The organism is Methylocella silvestris (assembly GCF_002891535.1).
Taxonomy (GTDB): domain Bacteria; phylum Pseudomonadota; class Alphaproteobacteria; order Rhizobiales; family Beijerinckiaceae; genus Methylocapsa; species Methylocapsa silvestris_A.
Genome location: NZ_PDZR01000004.1, coordinates 117466 through 140545, shown reverse-complemented (window position 1 = coordinate 140545; position 23080 = coordinate 117466). Strand labels below are relative to the sequence as shown.

Below are 23080 nucleotides of genomic sequence, written 5' to 3'. Positions count from 1 at the left end.
TTTTTGGCGTTGACGAATTATTGACCCTTCTTTGACGCAGTCGTGTAACGCCAGCGGCGACGGCGGCGAAGATCATCATGCGATTGGAGCGCGCGTGCGCGTCGAGGACCGCGAAAAGCAATGGCGCCTGCTCATGCTGTCGGCCAATGGGGGCGACGCCGCGGCCTATCGGAATTTGCTGCTCGAGCTGACGCCGGCGCTGCGCGCGTTCGCGCGAAGAGGCGTCGCGCGCGCGGGCGCCGCGCTGGCCGACGCTGAGGATATTGTGCAGGAGACCCTACTTGCGGTGCATCTGAAGCGGCAGACCTGGGACGAAGAAGCGCCGCTCAGCCCGTGGCTTTTCGCAATCGCCCGTCACAAGTTGATCGATGCGCTGCGGCGGCGCGGGCGGCGAATAGAGCTCTCGATCGACGATTTCGCCGAGTCTTTGCCGAGCGCCGAAGCCGGGTCGGACTCGATCGTATCCGACGTCAAGCGCCACCTCGAGGGGCTGCCGCCCGGTCAACGCAAGGTGGTGAGTTGCATCGCCGTCGAGGGCGTCTCGATCGACGAGGCGGCGAGCCGCCTGTCCATGACCAATGGCGCCGTTCGCGTCGCTTTGCATCGGGGCCTTGCGGCCCTCGCGGCAAAATTCAGGAGTGTTGAATCATGAAGACGAGCGAGCTCATCAACGCGATTTCCGAGGACAGGGAGATGCCCCTGGCTCCTGGCCGCGCGTTGTGCCTCGCTCTGCTTCCGGGTCTTGCCATCGCGATTGCGTTATTTTCGGCGCGTTTGGGCCTGCGGCCGCATTTCATGTCGCTGCTCGCCGACCCGCGCTTTTCCCTGAAGTTGCTGGTTTGCTATCTGCTCGCCGCGCTCGCCGGCCTTTTCGTCCTTCGCCTGTTCCGTCCGGGCGGGTCGTGGCGGGGCGCTGTGCTTCTGCTGGCGCTGCCGCCGGCGCTGCTTGGGGTTGGCGTTATCGTTGAATTATTCGTCGTCAGCCCGGCCGATTGGGAAAGGACGATGATCGGGCACAACGCCATGTTCTGTCTGAAGAGCATCCCGCTCCTGGGCGTCGCGCCGCTCATCGCCATCCTTGTCGCGTTGCGCAACGGCGCGCCGGAGCGTCCGGCCGTCGCTGGCGCTGGCGCGGGCCTGTTCGCCGGGGCGATCGGGGCGGCGCTCTACGCGTCGCATTGTCCCGATGATTCGCCGCTGTTCGTGGCGGTCTGGTATCCGATCGCGATCGCCTTCTTGACCGCCCTCGGCGCTGTCCTCGGGGCTCGCCTTCTGCGCTGGTGAAGCGTCAGGGCGACATGTCGCCGCGCAAATCCTTGCGCAGGATCTTGCCGACATTCGATTTTGGTAGCTCGTCGCGAAAGACGACGTGCCTTGGTATCTTGTATGGGGCGAGCCGCGTTCGGCAGAAAGCGCGCACCTCCTCGGCGTCGAGCGATTTGTCGGCGCGGACGATGAAGGCCTTGACCGCCTCGCCGGAACTGGCGTCGGCGTGACCGACCACCGCGCATTCCTTCACGCCCGGATGCTCGGTCAGCGTCGCTTCAACCTCGTTCGGATAGACGTTGAAGCCATTGACAAGGATCATGTCCTTGCGGCGATCGACCAGAGTGAAATAGCCGTCCTCATCCATGGTGGCGATGTCGCCGGTGTAGAGCCACCCGTCGCGCAGGGCGATCTTCGTTTCCTCGGCCTGGCGCCAATAGCCGCTCATGATTTGCGGACCGCGCGCGATCAGTTCGCCATGCTCTCCTGGCGCAACTTCGCGGCCGTTGTCGTCAACGCATTTGATGTCGGTCCAGGGCAGCGGCACGCCGATCGTTCCGGATTTGACCCGATGCGTCGGATTAAAGGTCAGGACCGGCGAGGCTTCGCTGAGGCCATATCCCTCGATCAGCGGCGTCTCCGTCACCTGTTCCCACCTCTTGGCGACGCTCTCATGCAGCGCCATGCCGCCGGCGACGGAGAGGCGTAAATGCTGCGGCGGCTTCTCGACGAACCAGCGCTCATGCAGCAGTCCCTTGAACAGGGTGTTGACGCCGGTAATGAAGGAGATCGGCGCCTTGGCGAAGGCAGGCCGCAGATTAACGAGCGGACGCGGATTGGGGATCAGCACATTGTGGGCGCCGCGAAAGAAAAAGCCCAGCATATTTACGGTAAAGGCGAAGCAGTGATAGAGCGGCAGCGCGGTCAGCACATGATCGTCTTCGCGAATGGCGCCGCCGACGAAGGTCAGAAACTGAGCGACATTGACGATGAGATTGCGATGGCTGAGCATCGCCGCTTTGCTCACGCCGGTGGTTCCGCCGGTATATTGCAGGCAGGCGATCGCATCGGGATCGAGGCCCGCCGTATAGGCGCGCACATCCGCGCCTTCGGCGATTTTACGCGCGCCCATGGCGAGCGCCTGCTCGAAAGAGCAGGCCGGGAAGCGCGGCGCGGGAATCTCCTTCCGCACATATTTTTGCACGGCGCCGATGATGAGCCGGGGCGCGGCCGGAAACAGGCTCGCCGCTCCGGTCAGGATAACATTGGGAATCGGCGACTGCTCCAGCGAGTCCGCCAGCTTTTCCGCGAACATGTCGATGGCGACGATCACGTCCGGCTGCGCGTCGGCGAACAGATGCATCATTTCCGTGGCGGTATAGAGCGGATTGACGTTGATGAGCGTGCAGCCCGCCTTGAAGATGCCGAATGCGACGATCGGATAGGCCAGCCCGTTCGGCGTCTGGACGGCGATTCTCGATCCTGACGGAAGTTTGAGGTTTTCGCGCAGATAAGCGGCAAAAGCGTCGGACAGCCGGTCGACGTCATTGAAGGAGAGGCGTCCCGACATGCCGTTCGGCATGACGGTCGTGAAGGCGCTCGCTCTGCCGCGCCGCGCCGCCAGATCGGCGGGCGCTTCAGCGAGCAGCCGGTAGCGCGGCGTCTCGATTTCGGCGGGAACGCTGGAGGGGTAGGTTTTGAACCACGGCGGGCGCAAATCCACGGCCTGTTCTCTCATGGCGTCTGCCCATTGCCCCGTGGGTTCTCTGTTTCTTGTTTCCTGCCGCGGGCCAAGGCCGGGCCGCGCCCTTGCTCCGCGCGCCTCTATGATATACTCGCGGGGCCTATTTGCCTATCTTGGCGCGTCATGGCGCGTGAGGCGGCGACGACGCGGCATGCAGGAGATATCGGGACTTGGCTCAGATTCCGGCTCAGAATTCGCCTTCCCCGGCGAATTTGGCGACACCGAAGCCGATCAACTGGCTTCACCTTTCGACCATCGTCGCGGTCGCCATCCTCGTCGGCACGGAAATGGTCGGCGCCTCCTGGGCGGCGGGATGGGCGATCGGCGGCTTGTTGCAACTCGATCCGTCCATCAGCCGGCTGATCGAGATCGGCTTTACCCTCTGCGGCTTCGTCATCCTTTATTTTTTCATGCGCATCGCCATCAGGCACGAGCCGATCCGCGGCTGAGCCGCTGGACCCCCGGCCCGCCCGTGCGAATCCCCTCACAAGGATTTGAGCAAAGGTTTTTGAATGACTGGCTTTGACCGGAGGTCGGTGCTGAAGGCTGCCGCTGCGATGGGTTTTGGCGCGGCGGGATTCAGCGCGGCCGCGGCCTTGGAAGGGCTGAAGCTCGGGCCGGCGCGGCCTTTCTCCTTTGACGGGTTGAAGGCGGCCGCAAAGCGCCGGGCGGCCGAGCCCTATGTCGGTCCGCCGCATCCGGCGCCGGAGATCGTCGGCAAGATCGACTACGAGGCCTGGGGCAAAATCGCCTTCGATATGGATCACGCGCTGTTCGCCAACGGTCCGGGGCGGTTTCCCGTCAGCTTTTTCCATCTCGGCATGTTCTTCCAGAAGGCCGTCGAGATGAATGTCATCGAGGGCTCCAGCGCGCGCGAGATCATCTACGATCAAAGCTATTTCACGATGCCGGATGATTCCGTCGCCAAAAAGCTGCCGCAGGGCGCGGGCTTTGCCGGCCTGCGCATTCAGGAGCCGCGCGACGGCGCGCTCGACTGGCGCAAGAATGATTGGGTCGCCTTTCTGGGCGCCGCCTATTTCCGCTCGATCGGCGCGCTGCGCCAATATGGCCTCTCCGCCCGGGCGGTCGCGCTCGACGTGGCCGTCGCCGGCAAACCGGAAGAATTTCCCGATTTCACCAAATTTTATATCGACGGGTCGGCGACGGGGGACTCGCTGACGATCTATGCCCTGCTTGAAGGTCCCTCGATCGTCGGCGCCTGCCGTTTCGTCATGACACGCGGAAAAGGCGTCGTCATGGACATCGACCAGACGCTGTTCCTGCGCGCCGACGTGACGCGATTCGGCCTCGCGCCGGTCACCTCCATGTACTGGTTCTCCGAGACGAAGAAGGAGACCGGAATCGACTGGCGTCCGGAGGTTCATGATTCCGACGGGCTCGCCATCTGGTCGGGGACGGGCGAGCGGATCTGGCGTCCGCTCAACAATCCGCCGCGCATCATGGCGTCGGCTTTCGGCGACGAAAATCCGCGCGGCTTCGGGCTTTTGCAGCGCGATCGCAATTTCGATCATTATCAGGACGGCGTCTATTACGAGCGTCGCCCCAGCCTTTGGGTCGAGCCGTCGGGAAAATGGGGGAAGGGGAGCGTCGAACTGGTCGAAATTCCGACCGACGACGAAATCCATGACAATATCGTCGCAATGTGGACGCCCGCGACGCCGGCGAGGGCGGGATCGGACGTTTCGCTCGCCTATCGCCTCCACTGGCAGGCGGACGAGCCGTTCCCGACCGATCTTGCCCGATGCGTCGCGACCCGTCTTGGCAACGGCGGCCAGCCCGGCCAGCCGCGGCCGAAGGGCGTGCGGAAATTCATGGTGGAATTTGCCGGGCCCCCGCTCGAAAACCTGCCGTTCGGCGAAAAGCCCGAACCGGTGCTGTGGGCCTCGCGCGGGACCTTCTCATATGTTTTCAGCGAAGCCGTGCCGGACGATCAGCCGGGCCATTGGCGCGCCCAGTTCGATCTCACCGCCTCGCCCGGGATCGACCCGGTCGAGATGCGCCTCTTCCTGCGGTCGCGCGAGAAGATCCTGAGCGAAACCTGGATCTTCCAATATCATCCGTTTTGACGCGCGCCGGCAGGCGGCCCTGTCTCCCGATTGCAATAATGTGTGGCTAATCGGGAAGGCTGGCGCGTGCGCGGGAATTATTTTGGCGGGGCTTCATGCTGATCTTTCATTCGACTGTCGCCAAAGGGAAGATCGAGACGGATCTTGACGCCTCCGTCCTGCCTCAGGGGGTCAACTGGATCGATGCGTTCCGCCCCGACGCGAGGGAGGTCGCCTATCTCCAGCGCACCTTGAACATCGTCGTACCGACCCTTGAACGCCTGTCCGAAATCGAAACGTCGAGCCGGCTCTACCGCGACAAGGATCATCTCTTCATGAGCATGCCGATGATCGTGCGCGCGGCGAGCGGCCAGCCGCAGACCTCGCCGCTCGGCTTCGTCCTGTGCAAGGACTATATGCTGACGATCCGCTACAAGCAGATCAAGGCCTGCGAGGATCTTCATTACGCCGACATCGTCGAAAATCGCCGGACGGCCGACGGGTCTGGCGCCTTCATCACGCTGCTCGAGGCGATCATCGACCGCGCCGCCGACGAACTCGAAAAGATCAACGCCGAACTCGACGTGCTCTCGCAATCTGTTTTTGGCACGAGCGCCGCGATTGAAAAACGCGGACCGGAACAGGCCAGCGGCGATTTGCGGCGCCAGCTGACGCAGGTCGGCCGTTTCGGCGATCTGACCTCAAAGATCAGCGACGTGCTCCTCGGCATGTCGCGCTTGCTGCCCTTCGTGACCAGCGAGGCGGCGGATTATCTTGGCCCCGATCAGCGCGCCAAGCTCAAAAGCCTTGGCCGCGATATCAGTTCGCTCAATGAATATGAGACGCGCCAGACCGACAAGATCCAGTTCCTGCTCGACGCGACGCTGGGCTTCACCAATATCGAGCAGAACAACATCTTCCGTATCCTGACCATCGTCTCCGTCGTCGGCATCCCGCCGACGCTTTTCGCCGGCATCTACGGCATGAATTTCAAAAACATGCCGGAGCTCGACTGGCCTTATGGCTATGCCTATGGCCTTGCGGTGATCCTGATCAGCGCGCTCGTTCCCTTTCTCTGGTTCAAGAAGCGCGGCTGGTGGTGAGTGTTGACGAGGCTCCTTCCCTCTCGGAAGCGGAGCTGAATGCAAGGCTGCTCTATCGCGACGCTTTGATGCTGGTGATCGACAAGCCGGCGGGAATCGCCGTGCATCGCGGGCCGAAGGGCGGGGCCAATCTCGAGGCGAGCTTCCACTGGCTGCGGTTCGGCCTGCCGCGCAGCCCGGCGCTCGCGCACAGGCTCGATCGCGACACCTCCGGCTGTCTTGTGCTCGGCCGTCACCACAAGGCGCTTGAAAAGCTCGGGCTCCTGTTCAAACAGGGCAAGATCGGCAAAACCTATGTCGCCATCGTCAACGAGCGCCCGGAGGCGGAGGAGGGGCTGATCGATCTTCCGCTCGGGCGCCGCGATGAGACGCGCGGCTGGTGGATGAAGGTCGATCCTGCCGGCCAGCCCTCGCAAACGCGCTGGCGCATCCTTGCCGAAGGCGCGGCCCATACGCTGCTCGCCCTGACGCCGCTGACCGGGCGCACGCATCAGCTTCGCGTGCATTGCGCGGCGATGGGTTTTCCGATCCTTGGCGATCCGATCTATGGCGAAGGCGGGGCGATACCGCTGCAGCTGCACGCGCGGACAATCGAGGTCCCGCTGTATAAGAATAAAGAGCCCGTGCGCGTCGAGGCGCCGATCCCGGACTCTTTTCGCCTGGCGCTTGAGAACTGCGGCTTGCAAAGCTTGTTGGTTTAGCGTTCTTGCTCCCAGGGCCAGATTGAGCCGTGATTACAGAGATATTGAAATAAATTCTTAAAAAATAACCTGTTTAGACGGAAATCTGGCATGGCGAACATTTGGACGGCTTGTGTTTGCGGCATCGCAATCTCAAGCACTTCAATTGCCTGCGTCGCCGATACGCGGAGCACGCTCCCCTTTGTGATTGGAGGGGATGAATCCCCTCTTGCGTGCCGCTACGAAGGGAAAATTTTCGGACTGGATCCCCAGGGCGACGGCTTCTTATCTGTCCGAAGCGGGCCGGGGGGTGCACGCTTCAAAGAAATCGATCGACTGTATAACGGTGACGACGTTTATGTTTGCGCGAGCAACGGGCCTTGGCTCGCGGTGATATATAGCGAAAAACGAAATCTGGATCGAAGCTGCGGCGTTGATATACCTTGGAAAACGCGCCAGGCGTATTCTGGACCATGCCGGTCCGGCTGGATTCACTCAAAGTATGCTCACGTTGAAGAGGCAACCGTCTATCAGCCCGACCCTCCGACCACCGCCCATCAGGAAGTTACCCGATCGATCCAGCCGCCGTCTTCGACACCCCCGAAGGGCAAGGCAAGAAGTTCAGGGACAGGCTTTTTTGTGAATGCGGAAGGCTATGTCGTAACGAACGCGCATGTCGTTGAAGAATGCGAATCTATTCGCGTTCTAGAAGATCATGGCGTCCCCATCCCTGCCAGCGTCGTCTCACGCGATATCGCAAACGACCTCGCGGTACTAAAGACGGGACTTAAACCTGAGAGGACGGCGGAAATCCGGTCTGGCGTTCGATTTGGTGAAAACGTCGCGGCGTTCGGATTTCCTCTTTCGTCCTTGCTCGCGAGCTCGGGCAATTTCACAGTTGGGACTGTGACGGCGTTGGCAGGCATCGGAGATGACAGTCGCTATTTGCAAATTTCCACCCCGGTTCAACCGGGCAATTCCGGCGGTCCATTATTGGATCAAAGCGGGCATGTCGTTGGTGTTGTCTCGGCGAAGCTCAACGCTTTAAATGTTATGATCGCAACTAACGGAGATGTTCCACAAAACGTGAACTTTGCGATTAAAGGCCGTCTCTTGGCGAATTTTCTCGAAAGCAATCGAGTTGCATTCACAGAGGCCCAAATCTCGCAGCAATTATCCGGGCCGGACCTCGCCGATGAAGCCAGAGCCATGAGCATCTTCATTGAATGTCGGCAGTGACGTGCCTCACCGCCCGACATATTGCCGGACGGCAGCCTGAACAGCCTCTTTGTCCTTTGGCGACAGTTTCGCAAGTTCGCCGTCGAGCCAGGGATCCTTGATCCCGGCCGAGCGCGCGAGAAGATGCCATTTCATCGCCTCGACCGAATTCTTTGGCAGGCCCCGGCCCGCGGCGAGAATGCGGGCGATGCGGTTCTGCGCCACCGGATTGTCGCGGGCGGCGGCTTTGAGAAACTGCTTCGCCCCTGCCGTCTCGTCCTTGGCGACGCCGACGCCGTTGAACAGCATGATTCCATATTCGACTTCGCCCGGAACATTGTCGGCGCCGGCGGCGCGGGCGATCCAATAGGCCGCGCGTTCGTCGCTCTTTTCGACGCCGGAGCCGTTGCGATAGAGAATCCCAAGCGCATAGGCGGCGTCGCCGTCGCCGAGATTGGCGGCGGTCTCGAAATATTTGGCTGCGCCGGAAAAATCAGACACGACGCCATTGCCGTCGATGGCGAGTACGCCGAGATTATACATCGCCCCGGGGTGACCCGCCGCCGCCGCCGTTTTGAAAAGCGCCGCGGCGCCTTCGCGATCCTTCGGCGTCCCGTCGCCGGTGAGCTTGGCGAGGCCGAGCTTGAATGTGGCCTGACGATCGCCGCGCTCGCTCGCCAGCTTGTACCAGCGGTTGGCCTCGGTCGGATCGCGGCGCACCGCAAGACCTTGCGCGTAGAGCTCGCCGAGCAGCGTCATCGCTGCGGCGTCCTGCGGATTGGCCGTGATGCGCTTCATGGCTTCGGCGAGCGCCGTGCCGTAATAGCCGCGCTGATAGGCGCCGAAGGCAAGATCGGGCGCATCGCCGGCTGTTGCGGGAGCGAAGGCCTCGGGCGGCTGCGGCGCGGGAATAGTTGGCTGCGCCAGCGCTCCGCCGGTGACCGAAGCCGCCGCAAGCGAAGCCGCGGCGATCGCGGAAAAGGTCACGCGCAAATCAATGCGCCTTTTCACTGAGGCTCGCCAATGTGGCCGCGACCTCCGCCATCGCTGCGCCCGAGCCGCGCGGATCGGCAAAGACAGCGTCCGACAGCGCGATGAAATCGGCCCCCGCGGCGGCGAAATCGGCGACTTCGCTCAGCGCCTGTGCATAGGCGACGCAGGGAATGTTGAAAATCTCCGCCCACCAGGCGACGCGCTCCAGCACGCTGTCGTGCTCCTCAAGATGATCGGGACCGCCGAACATCAGATAGTCGACGCCGGTTTCGCCGGCCGTCATCGCCGCGTCGCGGGTTTGCAGCGCCCCGGCGCCGACGATGCGGTCGGGCTTTAGCGTCGAAAGGGCGCTCTGCAGCGCCTCGGCGCCCGCCTCGACATGGCAGCCGTCAGCGCCGGCGCGGACGGCGAGCTGCGGGTCGCCCTCGACGAGAACCGCGACGTCGCGCTCCTGGGCGATCGGGGCGAGGGCCTTGATGATTTTCTTGGCCTCGCCCGGATCGCGCGTTTGCGTGCGCAGCAGCACGCAGGCGACGCCAGCGGCGCCCAGCGCTGCGGCAAGCTGCGGCGCGAAGGAGGCGGCTTCGACGATCGGCGGCGTGATCAGGAACAGGCGCGGCGCATCAATGGACATGGCGGGCATTCGGGCTCGGAAAAAGCAGGACTCGCCAGCTTCTAGCTCATAATCGCCCGCCAAACCTCTCCAATTTTTCTTGAAGGGGCGGCGCTAACCCGCGTTCCAACCGGTGGCGATGAGGCGCTCGGGACGCTTGTTCGGGCGTTGCTTCCGTGCTACCCGCAGCCGCGGGAGAACATAAATTATGGCTAATGGAAACGGAACCGGGGCTGAAGTCGACGCCGCCCCTGCGATCAATGCGATGGTGCAATATACCAAGGATTTCTCGTTCGAGAATCCCAATGCGCCGCGCTCGCTCGGCCCTCAGGAGAAGCCGCCGAACATCCAGATCCAGGTCAACGTCAACGCCAAGCAGGTCGCCGAAAACGACTTCGAGGTGAATATCCTGCTCGAAGGCTCGGCGAAAACCGACGCCGACACTCTGTTCAAATTCGAGCTCGATTACGCCGGCCTGTTCCGCCTCATCAACATTCCGCAGTCGGACGCCCATCCAGTGATCATGATCGAATGCCCGCGGCTGCTGTTTCCCTTCGCGCGGCAGATCATAGCCGACGCCGTGCGCGGCGGCGGCTTCCCGCCGCTCTATATCGATCCGATCGATTTTGCCGCCCTCTATCGCCAGCGCATGAGTCAGGTCGCAGCCAACGATCCGGCGCCGACTGTCGCCTGACGGCGGCCCGCTCGGGTTTCGAAGAGTCATTCAGGGGGCGTTCGAGGCGCCCCCTTGAATCCGGAACGAACGCCCTAATGCAATAGCGGCTGGCCCGCTCGCGGCGAAGCGCCGCCGCGGCCGCCGCTGCGCTCTGGCGTCCCGGTCTCGCTGAACAGTTCGGCCAACTTTTCCGTCATTGCGCCGCCAAGCTCCTCCGCGTCGACGATCGTCACCGCGCGGCGGTAGTAGCGCGTCACGTCATGGCCGATGCCGATCGCGATCAGCTCAACCGGCGAGCGCGTCTCGATCGTTTCGATCACATGGCGCAGATGCTTTTCGAGATAATTGCCGGGATTGACCGAGAGCGTCGAATCATCGACTGGCGCGCCGTCCGAGATCATCATCAGGATGCGGCGCTGCTCCGGCCGCGCCATCAGGCGGCGATAGGCCCAGTCGAGCGCCTCGCCGTCGATATTCTCTTTGAGCAGCCCCTCGCGCATCATGAGCCCGAGATGCTTTCGCGCGCGCCGCCAGGGCGCGTCGGCTGATTTATAGATGATGTGGCGCAGATCATTGAGCCGCCCGGGCCCGGCCGGCTTGTTCGCCTGCAGCCAGGCTTCGCGCGACTGGCCGCCCTTCCACGCTCTGGTCGTGAACCCCAGGATTTCCACTTTGACGCCGCAGCGCTCCAGCGTGCGGGCCAGAATATCGGCGCAGGTGGCGGCGACCGTGATCGGGCGCCCGCGCATCGAGCCGGAATTGTCGATCAGCAGGCTGACCACGGTGTCGCGAAAATCGGTGTCCTTTTCTTGCTTGAAGGACAGCGGCTGCTGCGGATCGATGATCACGCGCGAGAGACGCGCCGGATCGAGCATGCCTTCTTCGAGGTCGAACTCCCAGGACCGGTTCTGCTGCGCCATGAGCCGGCGCTGCAGCCGGTTGGCGAGCCGCGAGACGACCGAGGAAAGGTTTTGCAGTTGCTTGTCGAGATAGGCGCGCAGCCGCTCGAGCTCTTCGGGGTCGCAGAGATCCTCGGCCGCAACGATTTCGTCGAACCGCTTGGTGAAGGCCTTGTACTCGGAGCCGCGCTGCTCGGCGCGCCCCGGCGTCGGCGGCCGGCGCGGATCCGCCGCCTGCTCGGAATCGGAAAAATCGGCCTCTTCCTCGAATTCCCCGGTCGGCGCGTCAGCCGCGTCCGCCTCGTTCTCATCGGTGGCGTCGGCGGCGTCCTCGCTCTTTTCAATATCGCGCGACTCGCCCGAATCGTCTTTTTCGCCTTCGGCGGCTTCAACCTCTGCGTCGCCCTCATCCACATCGTCGGTCGAATTCTCATCATCTTCGGGATGATCGTCGAGGCTGCCCTCCTCGAGCATTTCAAGCGAGGTCAGGAGCTTGTGCACCGACTGGCCGAAGGCGCGCTGGTTCTCGATCGTGGTTGGCAGTCGGTCGAGGTCGACGCCAGCCTTTTCCTCGATGAACGGCCGCCACAGATCGACAATACGCTGCCCGCCCTTCGGCGGCTTTCTGCCGGTCAGGCGTTCGCGCACGATCATGGCGAGCGCATCCTCGATCGGCGCGTCGGCGCGCGTCGCGATGTCAGGATAGCGGGCGCGCTGGAACCGGTCGTCGAGCATGGCGTCGATATTGTCCCCGACGCCCTCCATTCGGCGCGAGCCGATCGCCTCGACCCGCGCCTGCTCGACGGCGTCGAAGGCGGCTTTGGCGCTGGCTGCCTGTGGCGACAGCCGCCGGTGCGTCTCGGCATTGTGGCAGGCAAGGCGGAGCGAGAGCGAATCGGCGTGTCCGCGCAAGATTGCCGTCTCGCGCGCGTCGATCTTGCGCGACGGCTCGGGCAGGCGGGCCTTGGCGGACGATCCCGTCTTGATGAGGCTCGGGCGTTCGGGAGCGAAGACGACCTCGAGATCTGGCGTCTTCGCCATGGCGCGCATGCAGGCGGCGACGGCCCGCTTGAACGGTTCCTGCGGCGCCTCGGTCTTGGCGGGCGGCTTCTGGTTCGAGGCGGACATATGGCTCCAGCGGATCATCCGGCGCCGACGCGCCGGTCCGCGCGCGCGGCGAAATGGGACGGGACGGCCCCTCAGACAGCTTTCAGGTCATGACCACATTGATCGCGCTCTCGGGCAGCTCCTTGCCAAAGCAGCGCTGATAAAATTCGGCGACCAAAGAGCGCTCGAGTTCATCACATTTATTGATGAAGGTCAGCCGGAACGCGAAGCCGATGTCGCCGAAAATTTCCGCATTCTCGGCCCAGGTGATGACCGTGCGCGGGCTCATCACCGTCGAGAGATCGCCGGCGATAAAGGCGTTGCGCGTCAGATCGGCGACCCGCACCATCTTGCTGATCTGGTCGCGGGTTTCCTTGGTGGCCTGAAACCGCTTCACCTTGGCGAGAACGATCTCGACCTCCTTGTCGTGCGGCAGGTAGTTGAGCGTCGCGACGATCGACCAGCGATCCATCTGGCCCTGATTGATCTGCTGCGTGCCGTGATAGAGGCCGGAGGTGTCGCCGAGCCCGATTGTGTTCGTCGTCGAGAACAGGCGGAAAGCGGGGTGCGGCCGGATCACCCGGCTCTGGTCAAGAAGCGTCAGGCGACCGGACACTTCGAGCACCCGCTGGATCACGAACATGACGTCGGGGCGGCCGGCGTCATATTCATCGAAGCAGAGCGCGATATTGTTCTGTAGCGCCCAAGGCAGAATCCCGTCGCGAAATTCGGTGATCTGCTGCCCGTCCTTCAGAACGATGGCGTCCTTGCCGACGAGATCGACGCGCGAGACATGGCTATCGAGATTGATGCGCACGCAGGGCCAGTTGAGTCGCGCGGCGACCTGTTCGATATGGGTCGATTTGCCCGTGCCGTGATAGCCGGTGACCATGACGCGGCGATTGCGCGCGAAGCCGGCGAGAATGGCGAGCGTCGTGTCGCGATCGAACAGATAATCGGGATCAAGGTCCGGCACATGCGGATCGCTCGCCGAATAGGCGGGCGCCTCCATGTCGGTGTCGATGCCGAACACCTGACGCACGGAGATCTTCATGTCCGGAAGGCCCGTAATGGCGCCCTCGTCGAGTCTTACGCTTTGCATTCCCCCTCCGTAGCGATGGCGCTGGGCGGCCCTGCGGGCGGCCTTCATCGCCGATCCGCTTGATATCAGTCCGCCGGACTTAGCCGCATCGCACCGATTTGAGATATTTATAGGCGCGAATGATCTCGCGCAGCCTGTCCTCGTTCGAACGGTCGCCGCTGTTGGCGTCGGGATGCAAGCGCTTGACCAGATCCTTGAAGCGGGTCTTCACGGCGGCCGTGTCAGCGGTAGCGTCAAGGCCCAGCGTGTCCAGCGCGCGCACAGCGGCCAAACCGAGACGCGGCTTTGAAGGTTCCGCCGCAGCGCGCCGGTAGCTGCGGGGGGAGGTCATGCCAAGCGCGTCGGGTCCCGCCGCCTCCCCGTCCTCGCGAAATCCCTTTTCGCCGCGCATCGATCCCATCGACCAGGTCGGACGATGGCCGACCAATGCGTCGCGCTGGTAAAGGGCGACGTCTTCCGCGCTCATCCCGTTGAAATAATTATAGGTCGCATTGTATTCCCGGACATGATCGAGGCAAAAGGAAAAATACTGTCCTTCGCGCAGCCGACCCATCGGCGCGCGATGGCCGCCCGGCTCGGAGCAGCCGGGATAGTCGCAGCGCGGCTGGTTCTGCTGAACCGCCGCCTTCGGCTCACGTTTGACCCGGATTCGATCGAAGATGCGAGAATTCAAATTCATGACCTTGGCATTATGGAGGTCTTTGGGGTGGCCGCAAGCGCGGGAGCGAGGTAAAAAGATTGCTGACCCACTTGACAAGGCCGAGCCAGGTAGCGCGGCGCAGGAGCATTGAATGAGCCATCACATAGAGGCGACCGCAACCGGAGCGCAAGCGCCCATCGCGACGGCGATCCGTTCGAAATTGCAGGCCGCCTTTGCGCCCGAGACGATTGAAGTCATCGACGAATCGCAAAAACACGCCAGCCACGCGCATGTGGCGACCCGTCCCGGCCGTACCGATCAAGTCGGCGAAACGCATTTCAAAGTGAAGGTGGTCTCGAAGTCCTTCGCCGGCAAGAGTCGGATCGACCGCCACCGCGCCATCAACGCCGCATTGGCGCAGGAGCTTGACGCCGGCGTGCATGCGCTGGCGATCGAGGCGAAAGCGCCGGGGGAATAGCTCGCGGGGGCCGCTGCGGCCAGGCGCCACGGCGGCAGGCCGCAATGAAGGTCAAAAAGTTCCAGCGGATGCTGGTGGGCCGGGCAGGACTCGAACCTGCAACCAGACCGTTATGAGCGGCCGGCTCTAACCATTGAGCTACCGGCCCCGCGCGGCCGCATGAGCGGCGAGGGCGTTTTGATCCGCGACTCGTCGCCGGGGAAGCGGCATTACACCGTTTTTGAGTTCCGAAGCAATGGCCGCGGCGAGTCTCGCCTGGATGGTCTAGCGCGGCGCGCGTTTGGCAAGAATTCGCTGCAAGGTCCGCCGATGCATGTTCAGGCGGCGGGCGGTTTCGGAGACGTTCCGGCCGCAGAGTTCGTAGACGCGCTGAATATGCTCCCAGCGGACCCGGTCGGCCGACATCGGATTTTCCGGCAGTTCGGCCTTATCGTGCTGGATTGCCATCAGCGCATGATAAATCTCATCGGCGTCGGCCGGCTTGGCGAGATAATCGAACGCGCCGAATTTCACCGCCGTGACGGCGGTGACGATATTGCCGTAGCCGGTGAGGATCACCCCGCGCGCGTCGGGCCGCTTCGCTTTCAATTCGGCGATCACGTCGAGACCGTTGCCGTCGCCGAGCCGCATGTCGATCACCGCGAAAGCGGGCGCGCTCTGCGCGATCGCCTCAAGGCCTTCGGCTACCGATTCCGCGCATCTGACGATGAAGCCGCGGCTTTCCATCGTCCGCGTTAGGCGCGACAAAAACGGCTTGTCGTCGTCAACGATCAACAGGGAGCGGTCCTGCCCCTCGGCCATCGGGTCGGCTTGATCGTTGCTCAAGCTTTCTCCTGGGAGCGCGTCAGGAGGTCCATCTGTCATCATAATCTCGATTTTTCTCAACCCCTGGAGGGGACTCCCGCCATCCGAGGACATCGTCTTTTCAGGACGGGCGCTGAATCCTTGGGTAGACTAGCCCCATTGAAGCGTGATTTCTACCGGATGCGGGCTGGGAGAAGGGCGCCCCCAAGCCATCTCTAGAGCATTTTTCGCGAAAGATGCAGTCTTATGCGATAAAAATCCTTTCTAACAAAGAGATACGCTCTCAGCGAAGCTATGGTCGTAGTCGCTAGGACGCAGCTTGCGCCGGCGCCGGAATTTTCGTGCCGCGCTCGAAGGCCGCGCGTTTCCATTCGACGACGATCCGCGCACCCGTTGCAGGAGGGGGGACATTGCCGGTCAACACCGTAGCGCCAGAGCGCTCCAACAGTGTTTTTGCAATGAACAGGCCAAGACCGAGCCCCGAGCCGTCTTCGGATTTCAGGCGGCGATCGGTTTTGGTCGTGACATAGGGCGCTCCCGCGCGGCTCAAAACCTCCGGCGAGAACCCTGGACCATCGTCTTCGATGACGAGCTTCACCCGGCTCAAATCCCAGCTCGCGTCGATGCGCACTTCATTGTTGGCGAAATCGATCGCATTTTCGATGAGATTGCCAAGCCCATAAAGAATGGCGGGGTTGCGCCGCATGACTGGCTTGCGTCCCGATCCGGTCTGGCGAATAGCGATTTTCACGCCAAAATCGCGATGCGGGGCGACGACCTCCTCAATCATCAAGGTGACCGGCAACTCGTCAAGCACATTGCCGTCGTCATCGCCAAGCGAAGCGAGCTTGCCGAGAATCGTGCGGCAACGCGCGACCTCCTGAGCCAGCAGGGCGACGTCTTCCCTGATCTGCCCCTCTTGAGGCAGCTGTTTTTCGAGATCCCTGGCGACAAGCGTGATGGTCGCGAGGGGGGTGCCGAGTTCATGCGCCGCGGCGGCGGCGAGGCCGTCGAGCTGCGTCAGATGCTGCTCTCTGGCAAGCACCAGCTCCGTCGCCGAAAGCGCGTCCGCCAGCTTGCTCGATTCCAGCGCCACCTGCGAGGCATAGATCGCGATAAAGATCGCGCTGACGACATGCGCGGTCCAGACGCCCGCCGCAAATATCAAAGGCATGGTGAAGGTCTCGCCCCGATCCCAGGGGAAAGGATAATGATGAAAGGTCAGGACGCTCGCCGCCCCGATGGTCAGAAGGGTCAGGACAAACGTCGTCCAGCCGGACAGCGACACCGCCGAGACCATGATCGGCGCAAGAAAGAGCATGGAGAACGGGTTCTCGATGCCTCCCGTCAAATAGAGCAGGGCCGTCAGTTGCAGCACGTCATAGGCGAGAATCATCGCCGCCGGCTTTTCGTTGAGGAGGTCGACGCGGCCGTAGCGGACCCGCAGCGCGACGTTCAGAACGGCTGAGATGGCGATGATCAGCAAGCAGGGAACCAGCGGCAGCGGAAACTCGAGCACAAACTCCGTAAACAGAACCGCCGCCGCCTGACCGCACAGCGCGAGCCAGCGGAGTCGGACGAGCGTGTCGACGTGCAGACGGCGCGTGCGCCGGCGAAAATCGATGTTAAGCAGAGTGGTCATCACAACGCTCGGCCCGGTTGGGATGGGTCTTGTTCGGCCTGGGCGCTTGCCGACTTGTTGCGATTCGCGGAGAGCCGCCTGCCTCTAGTGCTCATGTACTAGCCATTCATTTCTCGGAACGCGGGTGCGGATTTTTGGTTATCTTGCCGACGCGAGCTTAAGTTTGATGCAAAACGCCTGCGGGACGAAAAAGTGTGATTTCTGTCACTTAGCCGCGAAAAGAGATGCAACGCATTTAACTCGACGCCATTATGATTAAATATACTGCATAGGTTGGCGCAATTTTCGTCAATAGAAAAACATGATCGCCAGAAGAAAGCGTTAGCAGCTTTACCTGCGTCAGGGCCGAAAAGAGTGCAACGATGCCTCCATTCACTTACGAGCTGCATGAAATCTCTCACTTCGTCCTCGCCCCGGCCCGGGCGATGTCCGACATGGCCCAGCTCTGGCTGAAGAGCCCCGCGAACCTTCTCTCCTATACCCATCTTGGCAAGAACATGGTGGCGACGGTCGAGCTTTTCGAGCGTATGACCCGCCGTTACAGCAAGCCGGGCTTTGGCCTCGCCATCACTCTTGTCGACGGCGAGCGCGTCCCGATTGTCGAGAAAGTTGTCTGGGAAAGCGCCTTTTGCCGGTTGCTCCATTTCGAGCGCCAATTTGAAAAGCGCCTCACAGCGCCGCAGTCCAAGCTTTTGATCGTTGCGCCGATGTCCGGCCATCACGCGACTTTGCTGCGCGGCACGGTCGAGGCGTTCCTGCCGTTTTATGACGTCTACATCACCGATTGGCTCGACGCCAAGGCGCTGCCGCTGTCGGCTGGCCGGTTCGATCTCGACGATTATATCGACTATCTCATCTCCATCTGCACCTTGCTGAGCAAGGAAAACGATGGGATTCCGCTGCATACGCTCGGCGTTTGTCAGCCGGCGGTGCCGCTGTTTGCGGCCGTCGCGCTGATGGAGGGCGAAGACAGCCCGCATGTTCCGGCTTCCATGACCCTGATGGGCGGCCCGATCGACACGCGGCGCAGCCCGACGAAAGTCAATCTGCTGGCTCAAGAGCGCGGCAGCGCCTGGTTCAAGCGAAATTGCATCAGCGCTGTGCCGCTCGGCTATCGCGGCGCGGGGCGCGAGGTCTATCCGGGCTTTCTGCAGCTCGCAGGCTTTATGGGCATGAATATCGATCGCCATGTCAGCGCCCATCTCGAACTGTTCAGCCATCTCGTCGAGGGCGACGGCGATTCGGCCGAAAAGCACCGCGATTTCTACGACGAATACCTGTCCGTCATGGACCTCACCGCCGAATTCTACCTTCAGACGGTCGACACCGTTTTCGTCAAGCATTCCCTGCCCAAGGGTGAGATGGCGCATCGCGGCCGAATCGTCGATTTCTCCGCGGTCCGACGCGTTGCGCTGATGACCGTCGAAGGCGAGAACGATGATATCTCAGGCGCGGGCCAGACGCTGGCGGCGCATGACCTCTGTTTCAATCTGCCCGCCGCTATGAAGACCGATTATCTGCAGGAAAAAGTCGGACACTACGGCGTCTTCAACGGATCGCGTTTTCGCAACCAGATCGTGCCGCGCATTCTTGACTTCCACGGCTCCGGAAAATCGGCCCGCAACCTGTCGCTGGTCGGGATCTGATTCGCCTGCGAGCGTTTTCAGTAAGCGCGTCCTCTTGCGCCCGGGAAATTCGTTGAAACAAGGCGTGGAGCGCATTCGCGGTCCTTGTGAATCCCAACTCGCTTTGCGTGCGCAATCGGCGATAGCGACTCAGCGGGCGCCCCGCTAAACTGGCGGCCATGTCGCTGCGCTCGCTCCTTCTCAGGGAAGCGCCTCCCGTCGGGGAGCGGTCCTTTTTCGACGTCGCTCACGACGGTGAGGTTTACCGTATTTTTCTGCGCCGCTCCGGCGCGGCGCGGCGCTTCACCTTAAGGGTGCGCACGGGCGCCCGCGACGTGGTGCTGACGGTTCCCGCTCGCGCCAGCCTCAAGGATGCGCGCGCCTTCGCCGAGCGGCATGCGCCATGGGTCGGCGCAAGGTTGAGGCGACTTCCCGAGGCGATCCCCTTCGAGCCCGGATCGCTCATTCCGCTGCGCGGCGTTTGGCATCGGATCGTCTTGCAGCCGCCGCCGCGCGGGGCGGGCGCGGTCGCCGCGGCGGCGCCGGCCAAGGCGGGGGAGGAGCCCTTGCTGCTCGTCGGCGGCGAGGGCGCTTTCGCGGCGCGCCGGGTACGGGATTTTCTGATCAAGGAGGCGCGGCGCGATCTCGAAGCTTGCGTTGTGCGGCATGCCGCCAGGCTTGACGTCAAGGTTCGAAGGATAACGCTGCGCGACACCACCAGCCGCTGGGGCTCTTGTTCGTCCGCGGGGGCGCTCAATTTCTCCTGGCGGCTGATCCTGCCGCCGCCCTTTGTGCTGGATTACCTCGCCGCGCATGAGGTCGCCCATCTCGTCCATATGAATCATTCGGACGCGTTCTGGGCTGTCGTCGAGCGGATCTATCCGGAGGCGGCGGCTGCAGAAGCCTGGCTGCGCCGCAACGGGTCCGGTCTGTTGCGTTTCGGCGCGCAAACGCAAAACGCCCGGCCATAAGCCGGGCGACGCGAATTTTGCAGATACGGAAGGCGCGGCGGAAGCTCCGGCCGAAAATCAGGAGGCGGCGGCCTGCTTCTTCAAAATCTCGCGTTTGATCGCGCGGGCGCCGAGCGACAGCTCCGCATCGTCCGCCTTGGCGAGAAAGGCGTCGAGTCCGCCGCGATGCTCGACCGAGCGCAGCGCGGCCACAGCCACGCGAAACCGAACCTTGCGCTGCAACACGTCGGAAATCAGCGTGACATTGCAGAGGTTGGGCAGAAACCGCGTCCGCGTCTTGTGGTTCGAATGGCTGACCAGATTGCCGGTCTGTACGGCTTTGCCGGTCAAATCGCAGCGGCGGGACATCTCAACTTCCTCTTCAATTTCAAACGCGCCGGGCTCGCGGCCAAAAGGGCGGCGCGCATCCTCGACCAGAGCATCTTCAGCAAAAGCAGCAGACTTTTGCGTCAAGCAGATGCGTTAAAAAGCGTGAAGCGCATTGGCGATCCCGTGAATCGCAAATGCGCCCTCATGCGGCATATGAAGCCGCAGGACATAGGCTACACGCTGCGCCGCGTCAAGGCTGAGCGAAAAATCTTGGATGTCGCCTTTGCCGTCGCCGGTGGTCCCTTAAGGTTAAAGCACCTTTAACCGGCCCTTGCTAATTTGCGCCTTGCTCGACGCGATCGCGGACGCGCGGCGCTTAGCGCCGAGGCCGCGGCGGCGAGCAGAAACAGGCAGCTCGGCGACGGGGATCGAATGCGAACGACAACCAGCATGACGGCGCTCGATATCATCCCCGACGCTCTGCGCGCGTTTGCGGCGCGGCGCGGCGCGGAGTTCGCGGGATTGGCGATCACCGCCGCGACGATCGCCATCGTCATCGCGCTGCTGTCGTGGTCGGTCGAGGATCCGAGCTTCAATCACGCGACGCCGGGACCGGTGCGCAATCTTCTCGGGCCGGCCGGCGCGGTGACCGCCGATCTGTTGATGCAGATGCTCGGGCTTGGCGTGATCGCCCTGCTGGTTCCGCCGGGCTTTTGGGGGTTGCGTCTCTTGACGGCGCGTCGGCTGGAGCGGATTCCGGCGCGGGTGGTTTTATGGATCGCCGGGGCGGCGTTGGCCGCGGGGTTCGCCTCGCTTCTGCCGATCGCCGCGCGCTGGCCATTGCCGACAGGCCTTGGCGGCGTCATCGGGGACGCGATCCTTCTCCTGCCGAAAAAACTCACGGCCGGATTTGCGCCGGGCCTCATTCTGGCCGGGGTTGCGCTCGCCGGCGGATCCATCCTGGCGCTTTCGGCGAGTGTCGGACTGCGCGACCGGTTCGACGAGATCGACGAGGACGAGGAGGAAGCGCCCGTGCGTCGGCGCCGCGAGGGCGCTGACGACGAGGCCGGCGGTCCGGGCTTTGCGCTCATTGCGCTCGGCGCCGTCATTCATGCCTTTTTGAGCCTCAAGGCGGCCGCGCAGCGTCACCTTGCGCGGCGCCGGGCCGCCCGCACGCCCGCGCCGCGCCCGGCGCCCTGGCAGACCGCGCCGCAGTTTTCCCCGCGTGATTTCGATCCGCCGCTCGGCAGTTTCGAATTTGCGTCGGGCGACAACGAGCCCTTCGAACCCGCTCCCGATGCCGACTGGCTGGAAAAAAGCATTCCCGAGCCCGGATTTGACGCCACCGCCTATGCGCCGCCGGCGACGCGGGCGGCCGCCCGCCAGAAAAACCGGTCGCCGCAAAAGCCGGCCGCTGCCGAGGTCGAGGCCGAGCCGCGTCGCATCGTGGCCCCGCCGCCCGCGCCGGTGCGGCCCGGACAGCGCGCGCAGAAGGAGGCGCATCCGTCGCTGCGCGAACGCCTCGGCCGCCAGGATTATGTGCTTCCGCCACTGAATATGCTCGCCGAGGCGAAGCACCTCGTCAGCTCGCAATCCGAGGAGGCGCTGTCGCAGAATGCGCGCCTGCTCGAGGGCGTGCTCGATGATTTTGGCGTCAAGGGCGAGATCATCAATGTCCGGCCGGGACCTGTCGTCACGCTCTATGAGCTCGAGCCCGCGCCGGGCATCAAATCCTCCCGCGTGATCGGGCTCGCGGACGATATCGCCCGCTCGATGTCGGCGATCTCGGCGCGCGTCGCCGTTGTGCAGGGCCGCAACGCGATCGGCATCGAATTGCCGAACCAGCGGCGCGAAACGGTGTTCTTGCGCGAATTGCTCGGCTCCGACGATTTCGAGAAATCGAAACATCGTCTGGCCATCGCTCTTGGCAAAAACATCGGCGGCGAGCCGATCATCGTCGACCTCGCCCGCATGCCGCATCTTCTCGTCGCCGGCACGACGGGGTCGGGCAAATCCGTCGCGATCAACACCATGATTTTGTCGCTGCTCTACCGGCTTCGCCCGGAAGAATGCCGGCTCATCATGGTCGATCCGAAAATGCTCGAACTCTCCGTCTATGACGGCATCCCGCATCTTTTAACGCCGGTCGTCACCGACCCGAAAAAGGCGGTGGTGGCGCTGAAATGGGCGGTCCGCGAAATGGAGGACCGCTACAAGAAAATGTCAAAACTCGGCGTGCGCAACATCGACGGCTTCAATGCCCGCGTCATCGAGGCGGCGGCCAAGGGCGAGACCTTGATGCGCACCGTGCAGACCGGCTTCGACCGCGAGACCGGCGAGGCGATCTACGAGCATGAGCCGATGGATCTCTCGCCGCTGCCCTTCATTGTCGTGATCGTCGACGAGATGGCCGATCTGATGATGGTCGCCGGCAAGGATATCGAGGGCGCGATCCAGAGGTTGGCGCAAATGGCCCGCGCCGCGGGCATCCATCTCATCATGGCGACGCAGCGGCCCTCCGTCGACGTCATCACCGGCACCATCAAGGCGAATTTCCCGACCCGCATCTCGTTTCAGGTCACCTCCAAGATCGACAGCCGCACCATCCTCGGCGAACAGGGCGCCGAGCAGCTGCTTGGCCAGGGCGACATGCTCTATATGGCCGGCGGCGGGCGCATCTCGCGCGTGCACGGCCCCTTTGTCGCCGACGGCGAGGTCGAGAAGGTGGTCGCCCATCTCAAAAGCCAGGGCCAGCCGGAATATCTCGAATCCATCACTTCCGAGGACGAGGGCCCGGACGATGAGGGCGAGGCCGCCTCGCCCGGCAGCATGGACGCCGAAGAATCAGGCGATCTCTACGACCGCGCGGTGGCGATCGTCCTGCGCGATCGCAAATGCTCGACGAGCTACATCCAGCGCCGCCTGTCGGTCGGCTACAACAAGGCGGCTTCGCTGGTCGAACGGATGGAGCAGGAGGGCGTCGTCGGCGCGCCGAACCACTCCGGCAAACGGGCGATCCTCGTCGGCGGCGGCGTCGACCGCGGCGCCTTCGATCTCGCCGGCGAAGCGTAGAGCGCTAAAACGCGCGGCTCCCGCGAGGGCAGGGCGCCCATTTGCTCGCGCTTCGGCTTGACCTTTAGGTAG

Annotated in this window: 21 protein-coding genes and 1 tRNA gene; 12 read left to right on the top strand and 10 right to left on the bottom strand. The window is 63.1% G+C overall.

Annotated features, from left to right (window positions below; all coding sequences use genetic code 11):
* Positions 1 to 94 precede the first annotated feature (94 nt).
* Both CR492_RS06285 and CR492_RS06280 read left to right on the top strand, forming a co-directional pair.
* On the top strand, positions 95 to 652 hold the full coding sequence (locus CR492_RS06285) for a sigma-70 family RNA polymerase sigma factor (RefSeq protein ID WP_102842937.1): 558 nt from the start codon (positions 95 to 97) through the stop codon (positions 650 to 652).
* Positions 649 to 1284 carry an NrsF family protein gene (locus CR492_RS06280; protein WP_102842874.1) on the top strand — a complete coding sequence of 212 codons (636 nt, stop codon included), beginning with the start codon at positions 649 to 651 and terminating at the stop codon, positions 1282 to 1284. The genes CR492_RS06285 and CR492_RS06280 overlap by 4 nt, the downstream gene beginning before the upstream one ends.
* A 4-nt stretch (positions 1285 to 1288) precedes the next feature.
* Here the strand turns inward: CR492_RS06280 and CR492_RS06275 are convergent, their stop codons facing one another.
* Positions 1289 to 3004, bottom strand: a complete 1716-nt coding sequence (locus CR492_RS06275) for an AMP-binding protein (protein WP_102842873.1) — start codon at positions 3002 to 3004, stop codon at positions 1289 to 1291.
* Between the two features lie 218 nt (positions 3005 to 3222).
* Here CR492_RS06275 and CR492_RS06270 point away from each other — a divergent pair, with 218 nt between their 5' ends.
* The 5 genes from CR492_RS06270 to CR492_RS06250 all read left to right on the top strand — a co-directional run bounded on the left by CR492_RS06270 (position 3223) and on the right by CR492_RS06250 (position 8098).
* Positions 3223 to 3459, top strand: a complete 237-nt coding sequence (locus CR492_RS06270; protein WP_102842936.1) for a hypothetical protein — start codon at positions 3223 to 3225, stop codon at positions 3457 to 3459.
* Between the two features lie 63 nt (positions 3460 to 3522).
* A complete protein-coding gene (locus CR492_RS06265; RefSeq protein WP_102842872.1) occupies positions 3523 to 5097 on the top strand; it encodes a glucan biosynthesis protein in 1575 nt (524 codons plus the stop codon).
* Positions 5098 to 5192: 95 nt separating this feature from the next.
* Positions 5193 to 6179: a magnesium transporter CorA family protein gene (locus tag CR492_RS06260; RefSeq protein ID WP_102842871.1), complete on the top strand. Its 987-nt coding sequence runs from the start codon at positions 5193 to 5195 to the stop codon at positions 6177 to 6179.
* A 68-nt stretch (positions 6180 to 6247) separates the two neighbouring features.
* The gene (locus CR492_RS06255; RefSeq protein WP_245411992.1) at positions 6248 to 6880 is read left to right on the top strand and encodes an RluA family pseudouridine synthase; all 633 of its coding nucleotides are present in this window, start codon (positions 6248 to 6250) and stop codon (positions 6878 to 6880) included.
* A gap of 90 nt (positions 6881 to 6970) precedes the next feature.
* A complete protein-coding gene (locus CR492_RS06250) occupies positions 6971 to 8098 on the top strand; it encodes a S1C family serine protease (RefSeq protein ID WP_102842870.1) in 1128 nt (375 codons plus the stop codon).
* Between the two features lie 6 nt (positions 8099 to 8104).
* Here CR492_RS06250 and CR492_RS06245 read toward each other — a convergent pair whose 3' ends face one another.
* Entirely contained in the window at positions 8105 to 9088 is a 984-nt protein-coding gene (locus CR492_RS06245) for a tetratricopeptide repeat protein (RefSeq protein ID WP_245411986.1), read from the bottom strand.
* Positions 9072 to 9704 carry a thiamine phosphate synthase gene (locus tag CR492_RS06240; RefSeq protein ID WP_102842933.1) on the bottom strand — a complete coding sequence of 211 codons (633 nt, stop codon included), beginning with the start codon at positions 9702 to 9704 and terminating at the stop codon, positions 9072 to 9074. Before CR492_RS06240 ends, CR492_RS06245 begins: the two co-directional genes overlap by 17 nt.
* 187 nt (positions 9705 to 9891) lie before the next feature.
* Here CR492_RS06240 and secB point away from each other — a divergent pair, with 187 nt between their 5' ends.
* Positions 9892 to 10377, top strand: coding sequence for a protein-export chaperone SecB (secB, locus tag CR492_RS06235; RefSeq protein ID WP_102842869.1), 486 nt, complete (start codon positions 9892 to 9894; stop codon positions 10375 to 10377).
* A gap of 74 nt (positions 10378 to 10451) precedes the next feature.
* Here the strand turns inward: secB and cobT are convergent, their stop codons facing one another.
* The 3 genes from cobT to CR492_RS06220 form a co-directional block, all read right to left on the bottom strand.
* On the bottom strand, positions 10452 to 12386 hold the full coding sequence (gene cobT / locus CR492_RS06230; protein ID WP_102842932.1) for a cobaltochelatase subunit CobT: 1935 nt from the start codon (positions 12384 to 12386) through the stop codon (positions 10452 to 10454).
* Positions 12387 to 12468: 82 nt separating this feature from the next.
* Positions 12469 to 13467 (bottom strand): cobaltochelatase subunit CobS, encoded by a 999-nt coding sequence (gene cobS, locus CR492_RS06225; protein WP_102842868.1) that lies wholly within the window; start codon positions 13465 to 13467, stop codon positions 12469 to 12471.
* Positions 13468 to 13546: 79 nt separating this feature from the next.
* Positions 13547 to 14146: a J domain-containing protein gene (locus tag CR492_RS06220; protein ID WP_102842867.1), complete on the bottom strand. Its 600-nt coding sequence runs from the start codon at positions 14144 to 14146 to the stop codon at positions 13547 to 13549.
* Positions 14147 to 14258: 112 nt separating this feature from the next.
* Between CR492_RS06220 and CR492_RS06215 the strand changes: the two genes are divergently transcribed.
* A complete protein-coding gene (locus tag CR492_RS06215) occupies positions 14259 to 14585 on the top strand; it encodes a BolA family protein (protein ID WP_102842866.1) in 327 nt (108 codons plus the stop codon).
* Positions 14586 to 14657: 72 nt separating this feature from the next.
* Here the strand turns inward: CR492_RS06215 and CR492_RS06210 are convergent.
* From CR492_RS06210 to CR492_RS06200, 3 genes are all read right to left on the bottom strand, one after another.
* Positions 14658 to 14733: transfer RNA gene (locus CR492_RS06210), tRNA-Ile, on the bottom strand.
* A gap of 116 nt (positions 14734 to 14849) precedes the next feature.
* On the bottom strand, positions 14850 to 15386 hold the full coding sequence (locus CR492_RS06205; protein WP_180982454.1) for an ActR/PrrA/RegA family redox response regulator transcription factor: 537 nt from the start codon (positions 15384 to 15386) through the stop codon (positions 14850 to 14852).
* A 310-nt stretch (positions 15387 to 15696) separates the two neighbouring features.
* Entirely contained in the window at positions 15697 to 17031 is a 1335-nt protein-coding gene (locus CR492_RS06200) for an ActS/PrrB/RegB family redox-sensitive histidine kinase (RefSeq protein ID WP_102842865.1), read from the bottom strand.
* Positions 17032 to 17393: 362 nt separating this feature from the next.
* On the opposite strand from CR492_RS06200, the gene CR492_RS06195 reads away from it, so the two are divergent.
* Positions 17394 to 18677, top strand: coding sequence for a polyhydroxyalkanoate depolymerase (locus tag CR492_RS06195; RefSeq protein WP_102842864.1), 1284 nt, complete (start codon positions 17394 to 17396; stop codon positions 18675 to 18677).
* Positions 18678 to 18835: 158 nt separating this feature from the next.
* Positions 18836 to 19627: a M48 family metallopeptidase gene (locus tag CR492_RS06190; RefSeq protein WP_102842863.1), complete on the top strand. Its 792-nt coding sequence runs from the start codon at positions 18836 to 18838 to the stop codon at positions 19625 to 19627.
* A gap of 57 nt (positions 19628 to 19684) precedes the next feature.
* Here the strand turns inward: CR492_RS06190 and rpmB are convergent, their stop codons facing one another.
* On the bottom strand, positions 19685 to 19975 hold the full coding sequence (gene rpmB, locus CR492_RS06185; protein ID WP_012589374.1) for a 50S ribosomal protein L28: 291 nt from the start codon (positions 19973 to 19975) through the stop codon (positions 19685 to 19687).
* Positions 19976 to 20368: 393 nt separating this feature from the next.
* On the opposite strand from rpmB, the gene CR492_RS06180 reads away from it, so the two are divergent.
* On the top strand, positions 20369 to 23008 hold the full coding sequence (locus CR492_RS06180) for a DNA translocase FtsK (RefSeq protein ID WP_102842862.1): 2640 nt from the start codon (positions 20369 to 20371) through the stop codon (positions 23006 to 23008).
* The last annotated feature ends 72 nt before the right edge of the window (positions 23009 to 23080 follow it).